16 protein-coding genes are annotated in these 16,500 nt (G+C 71.2%); 8 read left to right on the forward strand and 8 right to left on the reverse strand.

The features are described 5' to 3' along the window. Window positions 1-66 precede the first annotated feature (66 nt). Window positions 67-1,173 (forward strand): aliphatic sulfonate ABC transporter substrate-binding protein, encoded by a 1,107-nt coding sequence (locus tag V7E45_RS29745; RefSeq protein ID WP_333777295.1) that lies wholly within the window; start codon window positions 67-69, stop codon window positions 1,171-1,173. 34 nt (window positions 1,174-1,207) lie between these two features. On the opposite strand, the gene V7E45_RS29750 is transcribed toward V7E45_RS29745, so the two are convergent. The 3 genes from V7E45_RS29750 to V7E45_RS29760 form a co-directional block, all read right to left on the reverse strand. Next, on the reverse strand, window positions 1,208-2,284 hold the full coding sequence (locus tag V7E45_RS29750; RefSeq protein ID WP_333777296.1) for a fatty acid desaturase family protein: 1,077 nt from the start codon (window positions 2,282-2,284) through the stop codon (window positions 1,208-1,210). Window positions 2,285-2,416: 132 nt separating this feature from the next. Beyond that, entirely contained in the window at window positions 2,417-2,818 is a 402-nt protein-coding gene (locus V7E45_RS29755) for a DUF6234 family protein (protein WP_333777297.1), read from the reverse strand. 90 nt (window positions 2,819-2,908) lie between these two features. Continuing rightward, window positions 2,909-3,193, reverse strand: a complete 285-nt coding sequence (locus tag V7E45_RS29760; RefSeq protein ID WP_333777298.1) for an alpha-amylase — start codon at window positions 3,191-3,193, stop codon at window positions 2,909-2,911. 456 nt (window positions 3,194-3,649) lie between these two features. On the opposite strand from V7E45_RS29760, the gene V7E45_RS29765 reads away from it, so the two are divergent. Beyond that, on the forward strand, window positions 3,650-5,308 hold the full coding sequence (locus tag V7E45_RS29765) for a penicillin-binding transpeptidase domain-containing protein (protein ID WP_333777299.1): 1,659 nt from the start codon (window positions 3,650-3,652) through the stop codon (window positions 5,306-5,308). Window positions 5,309-5,378: 70 nt separating this feature from the next. On the opposite strand, the gene V7E45_RS29770 is transcribed toward V7E45_RS29765, so the two are convergent. The 4 genes from V7E45_RS29770 to V7E45_RS29785 form a co-directional block, all read right to left on the reverse strand. Next, complete coding sequence (locus V7E45_RS29770; protein WP_333777300.1) at window positions 5,379-5,708, reverse strand: ANTAR domain-containing protein; 330 nt, start codon at window positions 5,706-5,708, stop codon at window positions 5,379-5,381. Window positions 5,709-5,879: 171 nt separating this feature from the next. After that, window positions 5,880-6,653 (reverse strand): phosphatase PAP2 family protein, encoded by a 774-nt coding sequence (locus V7E45_RS29775; protein ID WP_333777301.1) that lies wholly within the window; start codon window positions 6,651-6,653, stop codon window positions 5,880-5,882. Continuing rightward, complete coding sequence (locus V7E45_RS29780) at window positions 6,654-7,607, reverse strand: YihY/virulence factor BrkB family protein (RefSeq protein ID WP_333777302.1); 954 nt, start codon at window positions 7,605-7,607, stop codon at window positions 6,654-6,656. Further along, window positions 7,608-9,380 (reverse strand): diacylglycerol kinase family protein, encoded by a 1,773-nt coding sequence (locus tag V7E45_RS29785; RefSeq protein WP_333777303.1) that lies wholly within the window; start codon window positions 9,378-9,380, stop codon window positions 7,608-7,610. It lies immediately after the preceding gene. Window positions 9,381-9,651: 271 nt separating this feature from the next. Between V7E45_RS29785 and V7E45_RS29790 the strand changes: the two genes are divergently transcribed. Beyond that, window positions 9,652-10,860, forward strand: coding sequence for a phospholipase D-like domain-containing protein (locus V7E45_RS29790; protein WP_443056283.1), 1,209 nt, complete (start codon window positions 9,652-9,654; stop codon window positions 10,858-10,860). 10 nt (window positions 10,861-10,870) lie between these two features. Here the strand turns inward: V7E45_RS29790 and V7E45_RS29795 are convergent, their stop codons facing one another. After that, window positions 10,871-11,308 (reverse strand): glutaredoxin domain-containing protein, encoded by a 438-nt coding sequence (locus tag V7E45_RS29795; RefSeq protein ID WP_333777304.1) that lies wholly within the window; start codon window positions 11,306-11,308, stop codon window positions 10,871-10,873. A 118-nt stretch (window positions 11,309-11,426) separates the two neighbouring features. Here V7E45_RS29795 and V7E45_RS29800 point away from each other — a divergent pair, with 118 nt between their 5' ends. The 5 genes from V7E45_RS29800 (at window position 11,427) to V7E45_RS29820 (ending at window position 16,462) form a co-directional block, all read left to right on the forward strand. After that, complete coding sequence (locus V7E45_RS29800) at window positions 11,427-11,771, forward strand: ANTAR domain-containing protein (RefSeq protein ID WP_333777305.1); 345 nt, start codon at window positions 11,427-11,429, stop codon at window positions 11,769-11,771. 148 nt (window positions 11,772-11,919) lie between these two features. Next, window positions 11,920-12,585: a hypothetical protein gene (locus V7E45_RS29805; RefSeq protein ID WP_333777306.1), complete on the forward strand. Its 666-nt coding sequence runs from the start codon at window positions 11,920-11,922 to the stop codon at window positions 12,583-12,585. Window positions 12,586-12,885: 300 nt separating this feature from the next. Next, the gene (locus V7E45_RS29810) at window positions 12,886-14,283 is read left to right on the forward strand and encodes a phosphatase PAP2 family protein (RefSeq protein ID WP_443056284.1); all 1,398 of its coding nucleotides are present in this window, start codon (window positions 12,886-12,888) and stop codon (window positions 14,281-14,283) included. Between the two features lie 203 nt (window positions 14,284-14,486). Continuing rightward, on the forward strand, window positions 14,487-15,686 hold the full coding sequence (gene fabV / locus V7E45_RS29815) for an enoyl-[acyl-carrier-protein] reductase FabV (protein WP_333777307.1): 1,200 nt from the start codon (window positions 14,487-14,489) through the stop codon (window positions 15,684-15,686). Window positions 15,687-15,910: 224 nt separating this feature from the next. After that, window positions 15,911-16,462: a MarR family winged helix-turn-helix transcriptional regulator gene (locus V7E45_RS29820; protein ID WP_333777308.1), complete on the forward strand. Its 552-nt coding sequence runs from the start codon at window positions 15,911-15,913 to the stop codon at window positions 16,460-16,462. The last annotated feature ends 38 nt before the right edge of the window (window positions 16,463-16,500 follow it).

Consider the following 16,500-nt stretch of genomic DNA (forward strand, 5'->3'; position numbering starts at 1 on the left):
CTCCCCCACGCCCCGCTCTGCCGTACCCGTCCCACCAGTTCGCCCATCCCCTGAGAGGACACCTCCGTGTCTACCGCGAGACCGTTCACCACCCTGCGCACCATCGCCGTCATAGCGACCCTGCCCGTCCTGCTGACCGCCTGCGGGTACGGTTCGGACTCCACCGACGACGGGAAGAAGACCGCGGTCGCGGCAGGCGCCAAGAAGCTCTCGGCCGACGAGGTCAAGATCGGCTACTTCCCCAACCTCACGCACGCCACCGCGCTCGTCGGCGTGCAGGAGGGCCTGTTCCAGAAGGAGCTCGGCGGCACCACGATCAAGACGTCCACCTTCAACGCCGGCCCCTCCGAGATCGAGGCGCTCAACGCCGGGTCCATCGACATCGGCTGGATCGGCCCCTCCCCCGCCATCAACGGCTACGCGAAGTCCGACGGCAAGAACCTGCGGATCATCGGCGGTTCGGCCTCGGGCGGGGTGAAGCTGGTCGTCAACCCGAAGAAGATCAAGTCCCTCAAGGACGTCAAGGGCAAGAAGATCGCCACGCCCCAGCTCGGCAACACCCAGGACGTCGCGTTCCTCAACTGGGCGGCCCAGCAGGGCTGGAAGGTCGACGCACAGAGTGGCAAGGGTGACGTCTCCGTCGTCCGCACCGACAACAAGATCACGCCGGATGCCTACAAGTCCGGTTCCATCGACGGTGCCTGGGTCCCCGAGCCGACCGCCTCCAAGCTGGTCGCCGAGGGCGCGAAGGTCCTGCTCGACGAGTCGACGCTGTGGCCGGACAAGAAGTTCGTGATCACGAACATCATCGTGTCGCAGAAGTTCCTGAAGGCTCACCCCGACGTCGTCGAGGCCGTGCTGCGCGGGTCGGTGAAGACGAACGAGTGGATCAACGCCAACCCGGACAAGGCGAAGGCGTCCGCCAACGCGGCGCTGAAGGACCTGTCGGGCAAGGAGCTGCCCGCCGATGTCATCGACCCGGCCTGGAAGTCCATCGCCTTCCTCAACGACCCGCTGGCCTCGACCCTCGACACCGAGGCGCAGCACGCGGTGACGGCCGGTCTGCTGGACAAGCCCGACCTGAAGGGCATCTACGACCTCACCCTGCTCGACAAGGTCCTCAAGGCCGAGGGCAAGGACGAGGTCGACGACGCCGGTCTCGGCACCCGGTAGGCGCCGCGTCCCCTCCCTTCGGGGAGGGGACGTCTCACCGAGCCCCGCGCTGCCGCCGGATCGGCTCTCCCACCCGGTGCAGGTGCGTCAGCGCCTCGCGATAGGAGCGGATCAGCCCGGTCTCGTGGTACGGCACCCCCAAGTCGGCGCAGTACTGCCGCACGATGGTCTGCGCACGGCGCAGATGGGGTGTGGGCATGCTCGGGAACAGGTGGTGCTCGATCTGGTAGTTGAGGCCGCCCAGCATCACGTCGGTGAGCGGACCGCCGCGCACGTTGCGGGAGGTCAGCACCTGGCGTCGCAGGAAGTCGGGCCGCTCGTCACCGGTGAAGGTGGGCATGCCCTTGTGGTTCGGGGCGAAGGTGCAGCCGAGATAGACACCGAACAGGCACTGGTTCAGCGCCAGGAACGCCAGAGCCCTGCCCGGCGAGAGGACGAGGAAGAGAGCGGACAGCAGGCCCGCGATGTGCAGCAGGAGCAGGGTGGCCTCCAGCGTCCGCTTCTTCATGTACGGCGAACGCAGCGCCCGCAGGCTCGACACGTGCAGGTTGAAGCCTTCGAGCGTCAGCAACGGGAAGAACAGCAACGCCTGATGGCCGCCGATCAGTCGCGCCACGCCACGGCTGGCACGCGCCTGATCGGTGGACCACACCAGGATGTCCGGGGCGACGTCGGGGTCCAGGTCCTCATGGTTGGGGTTGGCGTGGTGGCGCGTGTGCTTGTTCATCCACCAGCCGTAGCTCATGCCGACGCCCAGGTTCCCGAACAGCCGGCCCATGCTCTCGCTCGGCCCGCGCCGCCGGAAGACCTGCCGGTGGGCCAGGTCGTGCGCCAGCAGGGCGACCTGCCCGAACACCAAGGCCAGGAAGGCCGCGACGGCCAGTTGGCCCCAGCTGTCGCCCAGGACGAAGAAGGCGCCCCACCCCGCCGCGTACAGTCCGGCGACCAGGCCGACGCGTGCCGTGTAGTAGCCGGGGCGCCGACGCAACAGGCCCGCCGCCGCTATCCGTTGGGAGAGCCGCGCGAAGTCGCTGCCGGCGTCCGCACGGGGCTTTTCGGCGAGGGCGGCAGTGGACCGGGGCGTCGCGGAGACACCGGGGGAAGTCGTCATGCACAGAGTCTCCTGTCGCCCCCGCGACCCGAAGAAGCCTGCCAGCCACCCACTGCCTACGAGGTTCTCCCCCCGGGCGACCGGGGGTTGTCCCCCGGGTGGGCGGCCGGGCGCGGTCCGGGCCCGGCCGCCTCAACAGCCCGCTCGGTAACGGACGCAACCGGCGGGCGGGGTGTGGTTCTCGTTCCACTCCTGGTGCGAGGCCGTGAGCACTCCGCCGGCCAGCAGGGCGACCACCAGATGTACGACCACCGTCCAGCGCGCGCGGAAGACGGCCCCGAGGACCGCGATGACGATCACCGCGATCAGCATCGTCCGTACCCGCCCCATGTGCGCGAGCTCGGCCGCGTCGATCCGGTCCTTGTCGCCCTGCGCCGCCCACACCTCAAGACCGGTGCCGTAGATCCAGTCCAGGGCGAGCCACACCGTCTCCACCAGGAACAGCGGGATCGCGAAGGCAAGGTCCACGCCCCGGCGGGTTCGGCGCGACCAAGGGCGACGGCGTACCGGGGCCGCCGAGAGGATGTCGGTCATGGGTACAGGCTGCTGCGGGTGGCGGGGCCACGCATGAGCATCCGTACTCAACACGCGGGCGTAGGACCGCCCCCCTCTCGTCCGGCTGGTTCAGTCGCAGGCGGCGAGGTGGTCGGGGTGACCGTGTTGGCCGAGGTACCCCTCGCCGACGGTGGCGGAGGCGCCTGCGGGCAGCGGGTAGCACAGACCGGTCGCGCCGTCTTCGTAGACGACCATGACGGAGACCGCGTCGGCGCAGTTGTTGGCGGCGTCGGTGTACCGCCAACTCTGGTACATCGCGACGCACGCGGGGGCCGGCTCGGGGTTCTCGGACCCCGCGAAGGCCGGCTGGGCAAGGGCGAACGGCAGCGTCAAAGACGTGACCAGACTCGCCATCCTGATGGACCTTCTCATCCCTTTATGCACTGTCTTGACTCCCTGAGTGTCCAACAGAAGACGTAGAAGCAAACCAGAAGAAGCGGGCCCTCACGGACCATCTTGTGTTCAGGTGTCGAAGGAATCAGGAGGCCGGGGCGGACGCAACACACGCGGTTCGGCTTCAGACATCGCGGTGGTTGCACCGCGCGGACAGGCGCTGCCTCGCGGCGGCACGTCCGGCCCGCGTCCCGGCCCCACGCGCCTTTCAACCTTTTCAACGCCGCCCGGCCCGCGCACCGTGTCCGTCCAGGCAGCGCGCTTCACAACCGCCGGAGCGCCGGGGCCCCTGCAAGCAGTGCGCGGCCGGGATGTCTCGGCGTTCGGCCGGAAGAGGCCCTCTCGTGGTGCACGGTCCGGTAACGATCTACCGATGCTCGGCACACCCGTACATGGAACATACATACGATCCCGCTCATGAACAGAGCTGTGAAGATCGGCCTGGCCGGTACGTGCACCGCGCTGCTCGTCGTCGGGGGAATCGGTACGTACAACGTCGTGCACGGCCTCACCTCCGGTTCCGCGGGTGACGGCGTGCCGACGGCCGGGGGAACCTTAGACGCGGCAACGTTGTCGGACACACCGCCGTCGAACGCGGAAGCGGTCAAGTCGACCCGCGCGTTCCTGGACAGTTGGTCGCGTCATCATCTCCAAGGCGCGGCGAGCGACACGGACCTGCCGGACACCGCGGCGCAGGCCCTGCGGGAGTACGCGAGCGGACTGCACCTGAAGGAGCTGACATTCGGCCAGGTACGCGCCTCGGGACCGTCCGAGGTCACGCACGGCGCCGCCAAGGTCGACTTCGAGGTCACCGCGCGTGTCGCCGGTGGCACCTGGACCTACCCGAGTGCGGTGGCCGTGCTGAAGAGCAAGGACGGCCTGCTCGCGGTCCACTGGAACAACTCGGTGCTGTATCCCGGGCTGGGTGAGGGCCAGTCGCTCACCGCGGGCAGGCTACCGGTCGGCGCGGGGGCGGCGAAGGTGGTCGCGCGCGACGGCAAAACGGAACTGTCCGCTTTCCCGTCGCTCCACGAGATCGCGGCGACGATCCGGCAGAACGCGCGGCCCACCGGCGGCAGTCCCGGCACGGGCGTGGGCGTCGTCGACGGTGACGGCACGGTGGTGGAGCGGCTGAAGGTCTTCACCAAGGGACGGACACCGGTCGTCAGGACGACCATCGACGCCGGTCTGCAGGCCGTCGCCGAGAAGGCGGTGAAGGACTCCCACCTCCAGGGCAAGCCCGCCGGAACCGTGGCGCTCGACTGGCGGAACGGCCACGTCCTGGCGATCGCGCACACGGGCGCGGACGGGAACATCGCCATCAACGGCGTCAAGTCGCCCGGCTCGACGATGAAGATCATCACTGCGGCCGCGTTGTTCGACCGTGCGGGTATGACGGCGAGCAGTCCGGCACCGTGCACCGACTCGGTGGTGGCGAACAGCCAGACGTTCCACAACGACCCCGGAGTGAGGGTCAACAGCTCCTCCTCCCTCGCCCAGGCGTTCGCCGTGTCGTGCAACACCTCCTTCATCAAGGCCGGTTTCCACCACCTGGTGCACGACGGTGACGCCTCCGCCCTGCACGACGAGGCGGTGAACGTCTTCGGCATGGGCAGTTGGTCCATCGGCGGCGGGGTCGCGACGACCGACCCGAGCATCCCGCCGGACGTCCAGGGCGGCGACCAGGCGGCCCAGTTCATCGGCCAGGGCAAGGTCACGGCCACTCCCCTGTTCATGGCGTCCGTCGCGGCGACCGTGCGCAACGCCGGCTTCCAGCAGCCGGTCATCATCCCCCGACAGCACCAGGCCACCGCACCGCGGCCCATCTCCCCGCGCACCGCCGGCTACCTGCAGTCGATGATGCGCGGTGTCGCCGCAGCCGGCACCGCGGCTCCCCGCCTGGGCGGGCTCGCGGGCGTCGGCGCCAAGACGGGCACCGCCGAAGAGGGGGACCACACCAACGGCTGGCTGACCGCCTACGACTCCCGCGTCTCGGTCGCGGCCCTCGTGGAAGGCGGCAGTTCCGGTGTGGACTCCGCCGGTTACGTCGTACGGCAACTGCTGACGGGCGGCTGAGCCCGGCACCGGGCCCGCCCGGTCATCGCCCCGTCGACGACGAGCGACAGGGCGAGCGCGGCCGACAGCCTCACTCCGCCACCCTGTCGGCCGCGCTCCTCCCGCCGGAACCGTACGCGTCCAGCACGTGGTGGAGCTCGTCGTACACGGTGCCCGGAACGGCGACCCCCTGCACCATGTTCAGCACGTGTTCCGCCACGAGGTGGGCATCGACGCGCAGACGACGTGCGACGTCCGTCAGGACGAGGCACGCGTCCTCGATCGGCAGTGAGCCGAGCACGGCCAGCGCGCCTTCCGCCATGTTGATCGTGGCCCGTGCGGCGAGGGTGCGCCGGAGCCGGGCGTGCTCCGACCGTTCCAGCTCGTGCCCGACGGGGTCGGTGGCCGAAAACAGTTTCACGAAGCGGGGCTCCGGTGTGGACGCGCGCATATGACCGCCTCGTAGAAGGGTGGAGGTGACCCCCTTACCCCCCTTCGGGGGACCTACGCGGGGAGCGGGAAGGGGGACGTGTGTGCGACGGGGGCCCGGGAATCGGGCCACAGCCGCACGGTGCGATCCCCGGACCGGCTGTCAGGCCGGGGGTTCGGGGGTGGCTTCGGTGAGTTCGGGTTCGAGTCCCCGGCTCACCGGGGTACGGTCGCGCCCGGTGTCCGCGCGCCATGCCTCGAAGGGCCACGCGGTAAGGGCGACGACGGTGAGGCCGAGGAGCCAGCCGCCCAGGACGTCGCTGAACCAGTGCACGCCGAGGGCGACCCGGGTGAAGCCGACCCCGACGACGGAGATGACGGCGACGCACCAGCAGGCGGTCCGCCAGACCCGCGGCAGCAGCGGTGCCAGCACCAGCATGAGGATGGCGAAGGACGTGGTCGCCGTCATCGCGTGCCCGGACGGGAAGGAGTAGCCGGGCGCGTGTGCCACGGGGTCGGGCAGCGCGGGCCTGGCCCGCTCCACCGCGGCCTTGGCCAGCAGCCCGACGAGCCCTCCGGTCACCGCGGTCACCGCCGCCCAGGCGGCGAGGCGCCAGGCACGGCGGTACAGCAGCCACGCGGTCAGCACCGCGACGGCCGCGCGCAACGTCACGGGGTCCCAGATGCGGTCGGACAGCAGGTGGAGGACGGACGTCCACTCGTGGTGGTGCAGGGCGAACGCGTGCAGGCGCCGGGCGGCGGAGTTGTCCAGGCGCCACAGGGGCGGCCACCCGCTCTCGACCAGGACGAGGAGCAGCGCGAAGGCGACCACGGCGACGGCGGCGAGGGCGGCGGCGCCCAGCAGCCGTGCGCCGAACCTGCGGTCGGCCTGCCGACGGCGCTCACGCGCGCCCACCCGGGTGGTTCGGTTGAGCATTCAGACTCCCGGATCGGCTTGGATCGGGCCGGGACGGCGGCCGCGCGCCGCTTCCAGTTGCGCGGCGAACGCGAGCCCGAGGAAGAGGGCGATGGACGTGAGGTACGCCCACAGCAGCAGGGACATGAAGGCGCTCAGCGGCCCGTAGATGGTGTCGAAGGAGCCGCTGAGGTCCAGATAGAGACTCAACAGCCAGGTAAGTGTCATCCACAGCACCAGGTAGACGGCCGCGCCGAAGGCCAGCCAGGTGTAGCCGGGCTGGTTGCGGCGCGGTGAGCGGCGGAAGACGACACTCGCGGAGAGCAGCGCGAGCAGCAGCCCGAACGGCCAGCGCAGGAGGTCCCAGGCCGTGCGGGCGCTGCCGTCGAGGTGGTAGACGGTCACGGCAGCCGACGCGAGGTCGCCTCCGGCCACCATGACGACGAATCCGAGGCCGAGCGGGAGGCCGGCGCTGACGGACATCCGCAGCCCGCGCAGGTACTTCGGGAGGAAGGGGCGGTCGCGTTCGTTGCCGTAGATCCGGTTGGCGCCCCGCTCGATCTGGCACATGGCGGTGGTGACGTTGACCAGTGAGAAGGCGGCGCCGAGCCAGAGGGCGACGGCGGCGCCGTCACCCGCCGTGCGGCGGCCGCGGTCGAGGGCGTCGTCGACGACGTCGGCACTGGGTCCCCGGGCGATCCGGTGGATCGTCAGTTCGGCCAGCCTGCCGATGCTCTCGGTGTGCAGGCTGGTCGACAGGCCGACGAACGCGATGGCCAGGGGTATGACGGCGAGTACGGTCTGCAGGGCGAGGGCCCGGGAGTGGCTGAAGCCGTCGGCGTACCGGAAGCGGAGGAAGGCGTCGCGCAGCAGGGACCAGCCGCCGTAGCGGCGCAGTGCCGCCCATGCCTCGTCGCCGGACAGCTCCTCGCCGGTCATGTCGCGCGTCTCGGGGACGGTCGTGGCGGTACCCATTCACTTCTCCCGCGCCGGCAGCAGCATGGTCAGCGCGCCTGGCCTGACCTCGGCGGTGAGATGCCGGCCGGCGGTCACCGGATCGCCGTCCAGTTCGCGGGGCTGCGGGGCGTCGAAGGTGATCTCCGCGCGCCGGAAGGTGAAGAACTCCACGGGTGTGCCGCCCTCGTCGTGCCGCGGCTCGCGGGCGTCGGGGCCGGACCGCGCGGGTGAGGCCGTCGTGCCGGGGCGCAGCAGCGTCCGCACGGCGGCCAGCCAGCCGCCGATGCCGCGCGGGTCCAGGATCAGCAGGTCGAGCCGGCCGTCGTCGGGCTGTGCGCTCGGCAGCAGCGTCAGACCGCCCTGGACGGTGCCGATGTTGCCGACCAGGACCATGCGGGCGGTGCGACGCAGGGCGGGCGCGCCGTCGAGGCGGACGCTCAGTGCGGTGCGCGGGGTGCGCAGCACCTGCAGGACGGCGATGACGTAGGCGGGCCACCCGAGGAGGGACTTGGCCCGGTCGTTGGCGTTGGCGCGCTGCACCATCGCGGCGTCGAGGCCGGCGCCGGACATGGCGGCGAAGTGCGTGGGGGCCAGGTCGTCGCCCTCGATGCGGCCGAGGTCGACGCGGTGGGCGGTGCCGCGCAGCGCGGCGTCGAGGGCGTCGGCCGGGGCGAGCGGCAGGCCGAGATTGCGGGCGAGGAGGTTGCCGGTGCCGCAGGGGACCAGGGCGAGCGGGACGTCGCCGCCCGCGAGGGCGTCGGCGGCCGCGCGGACCGTGCCGTCGCCGCCGCACACGACCACGAGTGCCGCGCCGTCGCGGACCGCATCGGCCGCCTGGCCGCCTCCCGGGTCGTCGGCGGTCGTCTCGATGAACACCGGTGCGTGGTGGCCGTGGTGCTCCAGCACCCGGCGCAGGGCGTCGCGGTCGGTACGGCCGGTGACGGTGGGGTTGAGGATCACGGCGGCGTGGCCGGGTGTCCGCCGCGGGCGGTCTGCCGCGGGCGTGGGTGCCTGTGCGGGCTCGGGGGTGGCGGGGCGGGCGGCGACCCGTGCGTCCATGAGCAGGGCGCGGCCGACGATCAGCAGCGACAGGCTTCCGTTGACGAGACCGCCCACCACGTCGGTGGGATGGTGCATGCCGCGGTAGAGCCGGGCGACGCCGACCAGGAGGGGCAGGGCGCACAGCACGCAGCCCACGACGATCCGCCACGGTCCACGCAGCCTGGACACCGCCAGCACCGCGAGGCCGCCGTAGATCGCGGTAGCCGCGCCGGTGTGACCGGAGGTGTAACTCGACGTGGGCAGCGAGCCGTCGAGCCGGTGCACCTCGGGGCGGTGCCGGTCGACCGCGACCGTGATGACGAGGAAGACCAGCGACTGCAGCGACACGGCCAGGGCGAGGAACGCGGCCTGGCGCCACCTGGGCAGCCGGGGCACGAGGAGCAGGCACAGACAGCTCACCAGGGTGACGGCGATCACCGTCTCGGTGTTGCCCGCCTCGGACGCGATCGAGGACAGGGTGGTCAGGGTGCCCGTACGCATCCGCACGAAGGCCTCGTTCACCCTGTCCTCGGCCGCGAGCGGCCACAGGATGTGGGCCGGGCCGGTGATGAGCAGTCCGAGGCCGACCATGAGTGCCGCCTGACAGACGGTCAGGGCTCCGATCCACCCGGCGCACCGGCCGAGCCCGCGCGGCAGCGCCGGCCGGATCGGCTCGGCGGCCGCCACGGCTGCGCCCCCGTCCTGCTCGCCCGGTAGTTCGGCGGGTCTTTCCGGCACGGCAGTCGACATGGGCCACCCCTCTGGTTCAGCGCTTGCTGCGATGAGACGCACCGGGGCTGTTCTCCCCGGTGCATCGCCGTATGCCCCCTGTATCGAGGAGCAGGCGGGGCGGGCGCGTCTCGCTGGATCCGCGCCGGGGCGCCGGCGCGAAGTCGGGGGTGTGCCGGGGGTCACGGTGGGTACGGCGCCGGGAGTGAGGCGCCGGGTACCGGGCATCCGCTCCCTGGGCTCGCCCGGCGGCCCGCAACCGCTCTGTTCCTTGGCGCACCTGGAGACATGCGTGATCCTCGACGGCATACCGGCACCCGCGGCTCGCACGTGCGAGCCCGATGCGGAGGCGCGCAAGCAACGTCTTCGCCGTCGCCTCGAACGGCTGATCGGCGTTGCGGCCACCGAGGGCAACGACTTGGTGCCCCTGCACAACGGCGACGAGATCTTTCCCGCGATGCTCGGTGCGATCCGCTCGGCCCAGCACACGATCGACATGATGACGTTCGTCTACTGGCGCGGTCAGATCGCCCGCGACTTCGCCGCCGCGCTCGCCGACCGCGCCCGTGCCGGGGTCCGGGTGCGGCTGCTGCTCGACGGGTTCGGCGCCAAGGAGATCGAGCGGGACCTGCTGGACCTCATGGACGACTCCGGGGTGCAGGTGGCCTGGTTCCGCAAGCCCGTCTGGCTGTCACCGTTCAAGCAGAACCACCGGTGCCACCGCAAGGCGCTCATCGTGGACGAGCGGACGGCGTACACCGGCGGCGTCGGCATCGCCGAGGAGTGGTGCGGCGACGCCCGCAACCCCGACGAGTGGCGCGACACCCACGTCCAGGTGCGCGGTCCTGCCGTGGACGGCATCGCCGCCGCGTTCGCGCAGAACTGGGCCGAGTGCCACCACGAACTCTTCGACGACCGCGACCGCTTCGTCGAGCACGAGCAGGCGGGTTCGGCCGTCGTCCAGGTCGTCCGGGGCTCGGCGAGCATCGGCTGGCAGGACATGCAGACCCTCATCCGGGTCATGCTCGACTCCGCCGAGGAGCGGTTCCGCCTGGCCACCGCCTACTTCGCCCCCGACACCTACTTCGTCGACCTGCTGTGCCGCACCGCCCGCCGCGGTGTCCGCGTCGAGATCCTGCTGCCCGGCCCGCACACCGACCAGCGCGCCTGCCAGCTCGCCGGCCAACAGCACTACACGCGGCTGCTGGAGGCGGGTGTGCACATCCGCCAGTACCAGCCGACGATGATGCACGCCAAGATCATCACGGTGGACTCGGTCGCCTCGCTGATCGGTTCCACCAACTTCAACCGCCGGTCCATGGAACACGACGAAGAGGTCATGCTGGCCGTCCTGGACGAGACGTTCACCGCGACCCTCGACCGCGACTACGAGGCTGACCTGAAGCACAGCGTGGACATCGACCTCAGACGGTGGCGGAGACGGGCGCTCGTCCAGCGCGTGAGAGAGGCCGCCGTCACCCCGATCCGGCGCTTTCTCTGAGCGGGGCCGGTCACGCGGGGCGCGCGAGCTGCTCACGCACCCAGGCGGGATCGGGGTTGGTGTGCGGCCGGCCCGCCACGACGACGGTCGGCACCGTCTCGTCGCCGCCGTTGACCGCCCTGACCGCCGCCGCTCCGGCCGGGTCGCGCCAGATGTCGACCCAGTGCACCTGCCGGGCCCTACGGCCCAACCGCACGCGCAGCCGCAGACAGTACGTGCAGCCCGGCCGCCAGTAGACGACCGGCCGGCCGTCGACCGCGCTGCGCCGCCGCGCCTCCAGCGCGCCGACCGACCGCGGGAAGACGAGCGGCGAGTTCACCCCCGCGAGCAGAACGAACACCACCAGCACCACCACCGCCACACCCGGACTCCCGCCGGACACCTCCACGGCCGCGATGACCGAGCCGCACACCACCCACACCACCGGCAGGACCCAAGCGCGCATCATGAGCAGGAAGGCTACCCACCCCACTGTGACCCAGATCCTGCCGTGCGAGTTCGTGCACCGGGGCAATCGAGCTCCGAGCGGTGTCGGACCGTCTGGGGCGGATGGCAGGAGGGACCTCGTGGCGCGCTGTGGTGATCACGATCGTGAGATCGCCGCCCTGCGGGCGCAGGCCGAGCGGTTGAAGCACGCGCTCGGGAAGAACGCCGTCGTCGACCAGGCGATCGGGGTGGTGATCACCTACGGCGGTGTGGACGCCGAGACAGGCCGGCAGGTCCTGGAGGAGGTCTCGCGGCGGACGAACGCCGAGCCGGCGCAGGTCGCGGAGCATCTGGTGCGGTGGCCGCGCCGCACATGGCTGCCGTCCACCCTCCACCAGGCCCTGGACGCGACACTGGAGCGCGCCAGGTCCTCCGCGTCCCGGGCGGACACCCAGGACCGGTCGAGGCCCGCCTCAGCTCCCTGACCGGAGCGCGGGGTGTCGTCAGGACCACTCCTCGTCCGGGGCCCAGGCCCAGCGACGTGCGCCGCCGGGAGCGGCAGCATGTGCGTAGTCGGCCACCGGTCGGCGAGGAACCACGACACGGGCACGGACGACCACCCAGGGGGAAACCATGAACGAAACCGTCGCCAGGCGGCTGACCGGCATCTCCGGCATCGCCACCGCCGCCGCCCTCATCGTCGAAGTACCCCTGTACTTCGTCTACTCAGGGCCGCCGCCGGACTGGAACGTCCTGGCCCGGCTCCTGATCGGAGCGGTCGCGCTGGCGTTCCTGATCGTGTTCGTCACGGCGTTCCGCGAACTCGTCAAGGCGGCGGACCCCGCCCAGGAGTGGGTCGGCACGATGGCCTTCGCCGGCGGGCTGGTCTACGCGACGATCACCCTGGTCTCCAGCGGGCTCGAAGCGGGAGCGGTCATCGCCGCCGACCGTCCCATCGACCCGACCATCGCGGTCAGCGGCACCTACATCCTCTACGGGTCGATCGGCCGCCTCATGCTGGCGCTGTTCCTGACCGCCGTGGGCTACGGCATCTCCCGCACGAACCTGCTGCCCCGGTGGACCGGACGTTCCGCGTTCGTCCTCGCCGGCGTCAACCTGCTGTTCGTGCCGTCCCTGTTCTTCGGCAACACCCCCGCGCACTTCTACGCGGCGAACGGCTGGGGCACCACCGCCATGATGGGCGCGGTCCTCAGCTACTGGCTGCTGGCCCTGAGCATCTCGATCTGCCGCAGCGCCACACGGCGCCTGCCCGTCGGCTCACCGGCTCCGCGGCTCTGACGCCGCCCGCGCCCGGAGGACCGCGGACACATTTCGGACAGGGGCGCGCCCGTCACCCCTCCCAGGGGGGCGGGCGCGACCGGCTTCGCGGGAACGGCAGCGTGCGCCGCCACCACGGTCGTTCGACCGGTGACGGGCGAGTTCCTCGCCCCCGCGCTGGGCAGGCTCGGAGGCGAAGCGAGAACAGGAACCAGCCGACCGACGCACCCGACTCCTGTACCTGTAGGCGCCACGTGGACGCTCCGATAACATGTTCGATCTCGCGTTGATCAGCGTCCTCGCGGGGTCTTTATTCCACCCATGTCGAACAAATCGGCCCAACAATTGATATCTAGAGCGTCGCGATTGTTTTCGCGCATCAACGACAGAGCTGAGTTGGCCGCATGGCGTGAACGCCGAGCCATTTTGTGGGCCGCGGCTGGTGTGGCGGCTCTCGGCATCCTCACCGTACTTGAGCTTTTCGCACGGCGGTACGGCGAACCGGGACCGATCACGACCCAGCTGAACGGGCTGGTGTTCGCCCCGAAACCGGGGCCGTTGTACGGCGGCCTGGCGCTGACGATGGTGGTGCTCACCTGGCGGCAACGGTTCATCGCCGCCGGTGTCGCCGTCGGTATCGACGTCACCCTCTTCGCGGTGCGATGGGCGCTCGACGCCCGGATGGACGACGACCACTACTTCGGCACCGGCGCCCTGTGGGTGATGCTGGGCTGCGCCGTCATCGCCGTGACGCGCCGCACCGGCGCCGAACGCGTCCTGCTGCTGAAGGGCGTCGGCCTCGGCCTGCTGCTGGTGGCCGCCCGCAAGACCGGCGACACCTGGCTGCTCATCACCGCGAAGTCCCGGCCGACGGTGCTCGACCAGTACGTGGCGACCGCCGATCAGGCGCTCGGCAACCCGTCCTGGCTGATGGGCCGGATCGTCCGGGCCACCAGTCCGGTCGGCACCCATCTCCTCGACCTGGTCTACGCACAGCTCGCGGTGGCGGCGATCGTCGTCGCGCTCTACCAGTTGCGCAACGTGGCGGCGGAACGCCGTTTCCCGCGCCACCACCTCGTGCGCACCTTCCTGGTGATCGGCCTCCTAGGCCCCGGCATCTACATGCTCTTCCCGATGGTCGGACCGGTCTTCGCGTACGGCCCGGGCGCCTCCGGAACCGGCGGCGTGCACTGGGCGGTGGCCGATCTCTGGCCGGACACCCCACCGCCGATCGACACCCCGCGCCCGATGCTCTACGACGGCATCACCCCGCGCAACTGCATGCCCAGCCTGCACACCGCGTGGGCCACCGCGATCTTCATCCACTCCCGCAAGGGCCCCCGACTCCTGCGGTTCGCGGGCACGTTCTGGCTCATCGCCACGCTCACCGCGACGCTGGGATTCGGTTACCACTACGGCGCTGATCTCGTCGCCGGCGTGGTGTTCGCGCTCATGATCGAGACGGCCCTGCGCTCGCACGAGCGCGGCTGGGACCGGACCGGAGTCCGGCTGGTGCTCCATTCCGCCGGGGTCTTCGCCGCGCTCCTGCTGTCGTACCGCTTTCTGCCCATGGAAATGGCCAGAATTCCGTGGCTGTTCGGGCCACTCCTCATTGCCGCGATGACATCGGTGATCTACGGCTACGTCCGCACCACCAGACTCTGGGAACCCGCGACCGCGCCGACGCTGCGACCGGAGCCACAGCCGGAACCGGTGTGAGAACGGCACCCACAAGATTTTCCGGCTGACCCTGGCACATGTCGCCACGCCCCCGCCCCGGGTCGACCGGACAGGATGGAGACCTGACCGGCCTGGAACGCATCCGTGGCTTCGTCGCACCCGGCGAAGCCGTCGGACCGCCTCCCGGCGCCGGCGGCGCCCGCTCCTCATCTGGGCGACGACTCCCAGCACGAAGGACATCCATGGCTCTCCGCGAGATCAAACCCGGCAACCGGGGCTTCCTCTACCTCAACTCCCACCCCGAGGGCTGCGCCGCCGTCGTCGACGAGCTGTGGCAGCGCACCCCCGCACCCGCCGACACGGCCGACGGGACCGGACCGGTCGCCCTGGTCATCGGCTCCAGTGCCGGTTACGGCCTCGCCGCCACCGTCGCCGCGCTGCGCACCTACGGGATGCGCGGACTCGGCATCGCCTTCGAGGCACCCGAGACCGAGCGCCGTACCGCCTCCGCCGGCTGGTACCGCACGGCCCGCACCGCGGCACTCGCCGGACCGGACGGCGACTTCGCCTTCCTCAACGCGGACGCCTTCTCCACCACGGCCAAGGAGCAGGCCCTCGACCACCTCGCCGCCCGGTACGGCAAGGTCGACTTCCTCGTCTACAGCGTCGCCGCGCCCCGCCGCACCGACCCGGTCACCGGCGAGATCCACCACTCGGTGATCAAGCCCCTGGGCTCCGCCTACCGCGCCAAGACGCTGCAGTTCGACGGCGATACCGCGCTCGTCGGCGCCCTGGAACTCGAACCCGCCACCGACGCGGAGCGCGACGCGACCGTACGGGTGATGGGCGGCGCCGACTGGAAGCTGTGGATCGACGCCCTCACGGACCGCGGCCTCGTCCAGCGGAACTTCCACACCGTGGCGCTCTCCTACGTGGGTTCCGACCTGACCGCGCCCATCTACCGGGCAGGCACCATCGGCGCGGCCAAGCGGCACCTGGAGGACACCGCGCGCCGCCTCCAGCGGGACCTGGCCCCGCTCGGCGGACGGGCGCACACCGTGGTCGCCGGCGCGGCTGTGACCCAGGCGTCGACCGCCATCCCGTCCATCGCCCTCTACACCACCCTGCTCCGTGCCGTCCTCGGCGACGACTTCCGGAGCACCGCACAGCAGGCCGCGGACCTGTGGCGACAGCTCACCGGCGCGGCGCCGCTCCAGCTCGACGAAGAGGAGCGGATCCGCCTCGACGGCTGGGAGATGGACGAGAAGGTCCAGGCCGCCGTCCACGAGCGCTGGACCGCCGCGACCACCGAGACCCTGGCCGAACTGGCGGACACCGACTGGTTCAGGGCCCAGGTCGGCCGGCTGTACGGCTGGCACGTCCCCGGGACCGACTACGACTCCCCCGCCCAGACCACCGTGGCCTGGCCGGCGGGCGGCTGAACCGGCGCGGGGCCTGATCCGGCGCGGGGCCGTCCGCGAGCCGGCCGGGGCGGGCGCCGCCACGCGGGCCGTGGTGCGCGTCCGCCCTCGCGGGGCGCAGTGCGGGGCGTCGGTGTCGGGGCCGGAAGGGCAGCCGGTGCACGCCCGTCGGGGCGGGTGGTTGGCGCGGTCGGGTAGTCATCCCGCGCAAACCCTGCTTGCGTTCCGATTCCCCGGGTAGGGCGATGGATTATGGGCTTGTACCCGCACCAACGGCTCTTACTGAAAGTGACGCGCTCGTGACTCTTCCCGGCGGCGCAGACGACCGTGCTGAGGGTTCGGGTGAGAATCCGACCGTCGACGCGTACGCGATCGCTGATGCCGTGGAACGTCTTGCGACCCTGTGGTCCGTGGCCGCTCAGGAGGCGGCCCTGCGGTTGTCCCTCCACCAACTGCGGGCGCTCAGGGCCCTCGAAGCGGCACCGGAGGTGAACCTCACGGGTCTCGCCGAACGGCTGGACATAGGGCTGCCCACCGCCAGCCGCCTGTGTGACCGGCTGGAGGCGGCGGGGATGCTGGAACGGGTTCTGCACGCGCGCGACCGCCGTGAGGTTCTGCTGGCACTCACCCCTCAGGGGCGGCACGTGCTGGCGGATGTGGCCCACAGACGTGCCCAGGCCCTGGCCGGAGTACTGGGAGAAATGGAACCCGACGACCGTTCGGCGCTGATCCGTGGCATGAGGGCCTTCCTGCGCGCACCGGACGAGAAGCCTCCCCGGCCGCCGAGGACGCACTAGGCCGTGCCTGCCTCTCGGGGCGCCCCGCCCTCCCTCCC

This window comes from Streptomyces sp. IBSBF 3136 (assembly GCF_036815105.1).
GTDB lineage: Bacteria > Actinomycetota > Actinomycetes > Streptomycetales > Streptomycetaceae > Streptomyces.

What these genes read in the sequence shown, in the direction of transcription:
- V7E45_RS29750 (WP_333777296.1), bottom strand. Translation starts at nt 2,284, where the DNA reads ATGACGACTTCCCCCGGTGTCTCCGCGACGCCCCGGTCCACTGCCGCC.
- V7E45_RS29755 (WP_333777297.1), bottom strand. Translation starts at nt 2,818, where the DNA reads ATGACCGACATCCTCTCGGCGGCCCCGGTACGCCGTCGCCCTTGGTCG.
- V7E45_RS29760 (WP_333777298.1), bottom strand. Translation starts at nt 3,193, where the DNA reads ATGGCGAGTCTGGTCACGTCTTTGACGCTGCCGTTCGCCCTTGCCCAG.
- V7E45_RS29765 (WP_333777299.1), top strand. Translation starts at nt 3,650, where the DNA reads ATGAACAGAGCTGTGAAGATCGGCCTGGCCGGTACGTGCACCGCGCTG.
- V7E45_RS29775 (WP_333777301.1), bottom strand. Translation starts at nt 6,653, where the DNA reads ATGCTCAACCGAACCACCCGGGTGGGCGCGCGTGAGCGCCGTCGGCAG.
- V7E45_RS29780 (WP_333777302.1), bottom strand. Translation starts at nt 7,607, where the DNA reads ATGGGTACCGCCACGACCGTCCCCGAGACGCGCGACATGACCGGCGAG.
- V7E45_RS29785 (WP_333777303.1), bottom strand. Translation starts at nt 9,380, where the DNA reads ATGTCGACTGCCGTGCCGGAAAGACCCGCCGAACTACCGGGCGAGCAG.
- V7E45_RS29795 (WP_333777304.1), bottom strand. Translation starts at nt 11,308, where the DNA reads ATGATGCGCGCTTGGGTCCTGCCGGTGGTGTGGGTGGTGTGCGGCTCG.
- V7E45_RS29805 (WP_333777306.1), top strand. Translation starts at nt 11,920, where the DNA reads ATGAACGAAACCGTCGCCAGGCGGCTGACCGGCATCTCCGGCATCGCC.
- V7E45_RS29810 (WP_443056284.1), top strand. Translation starts at nt 12,886, where the DNA reads ATGTCGAACAAATCGGCCCAACAATTGATATCTAGAGCGTCGCGATTG.
- fabV (WP_333777307.1), top strand. Translation starts at nt 14,487, where the DNA reads ATGGCTCTCCGCGAGATCAAACCCGGCAACCGGGGCTTCCTCTACCTC.
- V7E45_RS29820 (WP_333777308.1), top strand. Translation starts at nt 15,911, where the DNA reads ATGGATTATGGGCTTGTACCCGCACCAACGGCTCTTACTGAAAGTGAC.